Here is a 7,039-nt window from a genome sequence, read left to right as displayed (position 1 = left end):
AACTTTTCACTCTCCAGTCAAGACAATAACGGAGAAATCAGACTATGTTGTATTAGCCTGGGGAATGCCTAAGAATTTCTCTCTTATATTATACTTTGAGCAAGCAGCAGCGATTCTAAATAGTTTAGTGAATTCAACTAAAAAAGTATTTGTATTTAAAGTAAATAGTAGTACTTCATCATACTTAACTGAATTTCAGAATCCGCCACACCCCTCTAGATTTACCATTACTGGGTTAGTTCGTGTTGACATATTATATCTTTATCGAATCGTGTCGTATAATAATAAATGATTAAGAATCTCTCATTTGTTTAAAGAGTTTTTTTTCAAATTTTATAGATGATTTTGCTAAAAGTAGCTACATATTAATTTCAAAAATTGTGAGATTTGATCGAAAAATGTTTATAATTTAAGTATGTATTTATTTAGTTTCCAAAAGCGGGGTCTAAACCCACCGTCTTTAGACGGTATCCGCTTTTAGCCTTATCTTTTCGTGTCCATACTTTTTACAGAGGTGAAAAGTATGGACGGTTATCAAAAAAGTGGTCATGCGATCTATGATATCAAGTATCACGTGATCTGGGTGACAAAATATCGCTATAAAGTGTTGCGAGGCCAAATTGCTGTCCGGTTACGGGAACTGATCCGGCAAGGGTGTGATGCTAGAGGGATCACAATACTGCAAGGAAGGTAGGTAAAGAGCATATTCACCTGCTGATCTCCTGTCCACCAAGTCTGGCTCCAAGTAAAGTCATGCAGTATCTGAAAGGACGTTCATCTCGATTATTACAGGATGAATTTCCAGAGTTGAAAAAGCGATACTGGGGGCAGCATTTATGGTCCAGAGGTTATTTCTGTGCAACGGTGAGCACGGTGACAGACGAAATTATCCGTACTTATATTGCCAAGCAATCAAATAAAATCAAGGATGACATTTTCAGGATTGATGACTGAGTTCAGTCAGAATTCAGTGTGCATTGAGCACAAGGACTTTCAGAAGACTTCAGTCTTGGATGGCGACTTTAAGTCGCAGACATTTATGTCTGAACCCACCTGCTTTAGCAGGTGGTCGTTTAGTAGAATAAGCGTGATTATGGATTTTGATCGTTTTAATTAGTTTGGGAGAGGTATTTGCAATGGTACTATATAAGACACCAAATTTAAAGACAATTCTGCTAAATGTGTTTCAGGATGGAATATTACCCTATGATATTGAGGATGTATTAAGTCTCTTAGTTCAAAAGCATTATTTAATGAATAAAGAACAATTCCTAAATTATTATAAAAATGATATTAATCAATTCTGGCGAGATGTTGCGTCTTTAGGCTTTAAGCGAGATGAAAAGAAGGCAACAGCAGAATCTAACGATATAAATGATTTAAAAGAATATCCTGAAGATAATGATAATGATTTTAATATCGATGATTTTTTTGACTCAGATGAATTCAAGAAACGATCTGATGCAGAAGATATTGACAATGATGCTTTTAAACGGAACGTTAGCCTAATTAAAGATTATCAAGGAATAAACAACTCAAATGAAAGAAAAAATGAAAAATTAAACGATATTTGTAAAATAAATCAGAGGCTAGTTGAAAAAATAGCTGGAAAATATGAAAAGATGGTTCGTGGAACTTGTCTAAATATTGATGACTTGATTGCGTTTGGAAATCATGGCTTGTTGAAAGCTATTGATAAATTTGTACCAGATATGGGGTACCAATTTTCTACTTATGCGACCTGGTGGATCAGACAATCAATTACCAGAGGTATTGCTGATGAATCCAGAGTTATACGTCTACCTGTTCATCTTCATGAAAAAATCATGAAGATAAAGAATGAAGAGCGCCAATATGAAAATGAATTTGGTGCAATAGACGCAAGTGAGCTGTGCAAAAATATTAATATGAGTGATGATGAATATTGGCGATTCAAAAGTATAGCTTATCAATTTGATCAAATCACTCATCTTGAAACAATAGTAGGAACTGAAGGCGATACTGAATTGCAAGATTTATTGCCGATCACAATTACAGTTGGATCAAAAAGTGTCCCGCCGGATTATATGCTCACCCCAGAAGAGCTTTTTGAAAAGAAGGAACTGCACGATGAACTTGAAAATACTCTCGAATGTTTAACTTCACGCGAGGCTGAGGTTATTAAACTACGATTTGCAATAAATAAACCAGACACAATGACGTTAGAAGAAGTTGGCGAAATATTCCATGTGACCCGCGAAAGGATCCGCCAGATCGAAGCAAAGGCACTAAGAAAACTCAGGCATCCTAGTAAAAGCAAGAAATTAAAAGACTTCATTAAAGGGTGAAAAAAATGTCCATCATTGAGAAGAAGCAAACAGAAATAAGCGCATACCAGAATGAAAAAAAGCCTTTATTGATCGTTTTTAAAGGATTCTCAAGAGAAGAACTTGTTAATGAGCCAAATAAATTTTTTACAATCTCAGTAAATGCAACAATAAGTGATTTAATCGCAGCTCGAAATGAATTATTAATCGAAGTTATTGATAAACGAAGTCAGCAAAATAACATGTCATGGTGCACATTTGAAGAATATATCACAGTAACCAAGGAAATTGGTATTGGTAATTTTTATTCTGTCATTATTTTAAAAAACAATTTATATGATTCTCAATACCCATATGATCAAACTTTGGAAAGTATTTTCGTATCCTACAAAGAATTATATGAAAATGATGATGACGAATTGACAGAAATGCAACAGCAGCAATTAAATGTTATTTCAGATTACTACGGGAAAATTTATTACAATGAATTAAATCAAAAGTATTACGTTACATATGTGGATCTAGATCATGAAACTGTTAATGAAATTTCCTTATTTGATGAATCAATGCTCGAACGACTAGACTTCAGAGAAGATCCTTCAATAGACCAGAATACATATGTCTTCGAACTAACAGACAGTGAAGACTCTTTTCTCTCTTTCACTGATAAAGTAATATCTGGGGTTAATCTAAAAAGCGTTTGTGCTTTTTTTGTAGATGGTCGGGATCATTTGCCTCATCATTATGATCAGAGACTTTCTATCATTAATCAGATGCTTAATGCGAAAATAGATATTTATCTGTCTAGCAAGAAGTTAGCAAATCGCGAAATTTCCAATTTGAATGATTATCTGAACTTATTAACAAAGTATTGGGGTTATGAGAGTTTTAGAGTATTAAAAATGTATAAGGATGTCGAGAGTTCAGGTAATGAAACTATAGAAGTCAGTCAAGCTCAAATTATCGATGATATTGTTGAACAATCGTCAATTGCAATGGAGACTGGCAAGGATAAAACTCCACGAGATATTTACGTCACCTCTCCAACAGGTGCTGGTAAATCAATTATGTTTCAACTTCCTGCGCTCTATTTGGCTGAAAAGTACAAAGATCAACAATTATTAACGATTGTCATCTCTCCCCTCATCGGTTTAATGGACGACCAGGTAAAAAGTCTAGAGAGGAAGAATATAAAGAATGCAAAAACGATTAATTCAGGCATTTCTCCTATAGAAAAGAACGAAATCATTGACCGTGTTCAAAACGGGGAGATAGATATTTTGTACATTTCTACAGAAACTTTATTGAGCCGATCCGACATAGAAATGCTGATTGGCAAACGAAAGCTTGGTCTATTTGTCATTGATGAGGCGCATATAGTAACCACCTGGGGAAAATCTTTCCGCGCTGATTATTGGTATCTGGGCTCGTATCTAACAAAGCTGAGAAAGAAGCAAAAGTTTCCGATCGTCACTTTCACAGCTACAGCGATTTACGGTGGGCCTGAAGATATGTATTCCGAAACGAGGGATAGCCTTAATATGGTTAATCCAATTGCGTATTTTGGTTATGTAAAACGGGATGACCTTATGATGTACGTCCAGTCTTCAAAAAGAGCTTTTGAGAAATATTCAAATGATTATAGAAAAGCAAAGTATGAATTACTGAGTAAGAGATTGAGAAGCTATATAAGAAAAGGAGAAAAAACACTTGTTTATTTTCCAACGGTTAAACTGCTAAATGGTTATTCCAGTCATCTAAAACAATTTGAAGATAAGCTTGCTGCAAAAACAGTGCGTTATTTTGGCCCATTAGATAAAGATGAGAAGAAAGGTAACTTTGAAGCATTTTTGAGTGGTGAAGCAAAGATAATGCTAGCGACCAAAGCGTTTGGTATGGGTATTGATATCCCTGATATTAAAAATGTGTATCACTACGCACCAACAGGAAATGTTATCGATTATATTCAGGAAATCGGACGTGCGGCTCGAGAACCAAAAATGATTGGCAAGGCATTTTTTGATTATTTGAACAAGGATTTCACAGAAGTAAAACGGCTCTACGGCATATCTTCTGTAAAAAAAAGTGAAGTTATTGAAGTTATGAAGAAGATTCTCGATATTTATTACTCAAAGAAGTCCCGTAATTTAGTTGTCAATGCTGACGATTTCTCCTATATTTTTGATCGAGGAAACCATTCAGATGAAGATATTGATAATCGTCTAAAGATTACATTATTGACCATCGAAAAAGATTTTGAGAAGAAAATGGAATACTCACCAATCGTAGCAAGGCCTCGAGCTATCTTTGCTCATGAAATAGTCTTTCTCAATGAACGAAGTAAAGAATTAGTAGAGAAGGCGAGCTATAAACCATTCTTTGAGCCTCTGATGACTCTGAGTGATAATTTTTATACAGGTCTCTATCAATTCGATATCAAGGCGCTGTGGGAAAAAAGATATAATAAATATTCGTTTGCAAAGTTTAAACATTTAGCCTTTACTGATCCGCAGTCATTGAAGGATGGGAAATTATTTCAAGAAATTTACCCTGCATTTAAAATAACAATTGATTTAAAAAATAAGGATATTTCAACTGCTATGTCAGAATTTAGGCAGCTTCTAAGTGTTATGGAAGAATTCTTAAGGGGACAAGCCTATTCAGGAAAATTCTTCGGTGAAGATCAATTTGGTGAATTTCTTAACGATCATTTGCATCTATCAAACAAGTATCGGGCAGTAGGACTAGCAAATGTTTTTCTCAATGGAATGGTTCGCATCACTACATTACAAAATCAAATAAACAATCGTTATATAACTACAAGAGAAGATCAAAAATTACTTTATAAGGTGAATCCCAACTATATTAACTATATAAATCTTCTTAACCAGACTTTAAAAAAGCTCTATACAGGGCAAACCTTTGCCCAGAATACTAATGATGAATATGTCCTCTACAGGCCACGTCAAGCCGATGCTTTTGAATTTGAAAAATATCTTATTATCCTTGGTCTTTCTCAATCATTTGATCTTATTAGTTACGAAATAACTGGTGGTGATAGTCCACAGATTTATATAAGAATCAACAGTATTTATCCTCTGGACAAAGCAATTCACTCACCTCAAAAATATGATAACTTAATCATGCATGATGTATATCTCAAACATAAAATTAGTATTGCTATGTTAAATTATTTATTCACTTTACCCAAAGAGCCCGAGAATGGAACAAAAGAAGAGCAACTCGAGAATTACACATTAAAATTCTGGGATATTATTGAGCAATATTTTCTTGGCCAATTACCAGAGGAAGTTAAGCGTGAACTCTATCAATAAATAATAAAAAGATGATCAAATTATAGCATTTAAAAAAGCCAAAACATTTTTGCTTCAAAAATGGAGGTATTCATATGACAGTTTGGCTCAATCGCTCGGGCAAATATGGCGAATATGAAAGTAGCTTTCTTGAAAACAACAAAATCTGTTAGGAAAACCCAAGGCATGTTACTCTCTTGTCGCGACAGTCGTTGTAGAGGAGACAGAGAATGTTTTTGAAAGATTGAATCAGCATCTATCAAGCAAGGAATTCTGGACTGAATGCATCGTATTTATTAGCAAAGATGACAATTTGAATAAAGCGCACATAAAGTATCTGGAGAATCGGGGATATTCCTTAGCTAAGGATGTAAATAGATATCAATTAGTTACTATGAACACCAACGCAATCCTCATTGTCGGAATCAGATTGTGCCGAGATGGAGGAGTTTATTGAAAATGCAAAATTGCTAATGAGTGTCTTGGGGCATAAAGTCCTTGAACCAGCCATTAGCTCTCACAGTAATGAAGAGGAAACCTGTTTTTCACCAGCTTGATTTCGATTAAGAGTACAGTTAAGTCTGATTTTTGATTTGGGGGGACCTGTATGGCAAGCGCCGAACAAAAACGTGAACTATTAATCCATATAATAAAAAACATGTCTGAGAAGGATATTTCAAAGGTATTTAGATTAATAACTGAGTATCAGAAATCATTGATTCCGTATGACGATGAGCCATTGACTGAAGAAGAGAAGAAAGCATTAGAAGAATATGACGCTGGAAAAATGGAGCTTTTTTCATATGAAGAAGTATTTAGAGATGGGGACAGAGAAAAACAATAATACATGTAGTCACACTTCAAGTGTCTACGAGAATGATATGAATTTTTGGAGAGGAATTTAACGAAATGCATGCATCATCATCACTGGAACAACAAAATATCGAAAAGTATATTTTCCAAATCATTTGCGATAAGTTAGGCGTAAACCTTGCAGCCAATCCGATCGTTCAATGTGGGAAAGCGACGATTCGACCGGATTTTTATTCTGAAGAACCCAGTATTATTGGAGAAGTTTATGCACACATTGGTTCATTAAAGCCGCCACAAAAGAAAAAAATGTTAGCGGACATCTTAAAAATGCTTCTTTTGGAAAAGGTAACGAACCGAACGTATCGAAAAATTATTGTGATCTGCGATGATGAGGTGTTAAAAGCGATCACGGGAAAATCATGGGGATCTGCTTGTTTTAAAGCCTTCGATGTGGAGATCATGAACATTGATATAGGGGAAGATAAAAGAGAATTATTATTGGCAGCGCAAAAAAGGCAATTTAGATGAGCATGTACATTATTTTTACTTTAGCTGGAGTTGCGGCTCCATGATTCATAACTACTCACGCCAATAAATGAACCACCA

General features: G+C 34.9%; 5 protein-coding genes and 1 pseudogene. All 6 read left to right on the top strand.

The window, feature by feature from the left end; all coding sequences use genetic code 11:
- Positions 1-292, top strand: a 292-nt coding sequence (locus tag SIN01_RS15250) for a hypothetical protein (RefSeq protein ID WP_218027787.1), incomplete at its 5' end; no start/stop codon positions are given.
- A 231-nt stretch (positions 293-523) separates the two neighbouring features.
- Positions 524-954 (top strand): annotated as a pseudogene (tnpA, locus tag SIN01_RS13350) (IS200/IS605 family transposase).
- Positions 955-1,136: 182 nt separating this feature from the next.
- On the top strand, positions 1,137-2,327 hold the full coding sequence (locus tag SIN01_RS13345) for a sigma-70 family RNA polymerase sigma factor (protein ID WP_010026316.1): 1,191 nt from the start codon (positions 1,137-1,139) through the stop codon (positions 2,325-2,327).
- A 5-nt stretch (positions 2,328-2,332) separates the two neighbouring features.
- The gene (locus SIN01_RS13340) at positions 2,333-5,641 is read left to right on the top strand and encodes a DEAD/DEAH box helicase (protein ID WP_010026317.1); all 3,309 of its coding nucleotides are present in this window, start codon (positions 2,333-2,335) and stop codon (positions 5,639-5,641) included.
- A 586-nt stretch (positions 5,642-6,227) separates the two neighbouring features.
- Positions 6,228-6,464, top strand: a complete 237-nt coding sequence (locus SIN01_RS13335) for a hypothetical protein (protein ID WP_010025794.1) — start codon at positions 6,228-6,230, stop codon at positions 6,462-6,464.
- Between the two features lie 65 nt (positions 6,465-6,529).
- Positions 6,530-6,961 carry a hypothetical protein gene (locus SIN01_RS13330; RefSeq protein WP_010025795.1) on the top strand — a complete coding sequence of 144 codons (432 nt, stop codon included), beginning with the start codon at positions 6,530-6,532 and terminating at the stop codon, positions 6,959-6,961.
- The last annotated feature ends 78 nt before the right edge of the window (positions 6,962-7,039 follow it).

Origin of the sequence: Sporolactobacillus inulinus, from assembly GCF_006539285.1 — a bacterium.
Taxonomy (GTDB): domain Bacteria; phylum Bacillota; class Bacilli; order Bacillales; family Sporolactobacillaceae; genus Sporolactobacillus; species Sporolactobacillus inulinus.
The sequence above is the reverse complement of the archived record's forward strand: the minus strand, read 5'-3'. Positions and strand labels throughout refer to the sequence as shown.

Coding starts and splice junctions, on each gene's coding strand:
- SIN01_RS13340 (WP_010026317.1), top strand. CDS start 2,333: ATGTCCATCATTGAGAAGAAGCAAACAGAAATAAGCGCATACCAGAAT.
- SIN01_RS13330 (WP_010025795.1), top strand. CDS start 6,530: ATGCATGCATCATCATCACTGGAACAACAAAATATCGAAAAGTATATT.
- SIN01_RS13335 (WP_010025794.1), top strand. CDS start 6,228: ATGGCAAGCGCCGAACAAAAACGTGAACTATTAATCCATATAATAAAA.
- SIN01_RS13345 (WP_010026316.1), top strand. CDS start 1,137: ATGGTACTATATAAGACACCAAATTTAAAGACAATTCTGCTAAATGTG.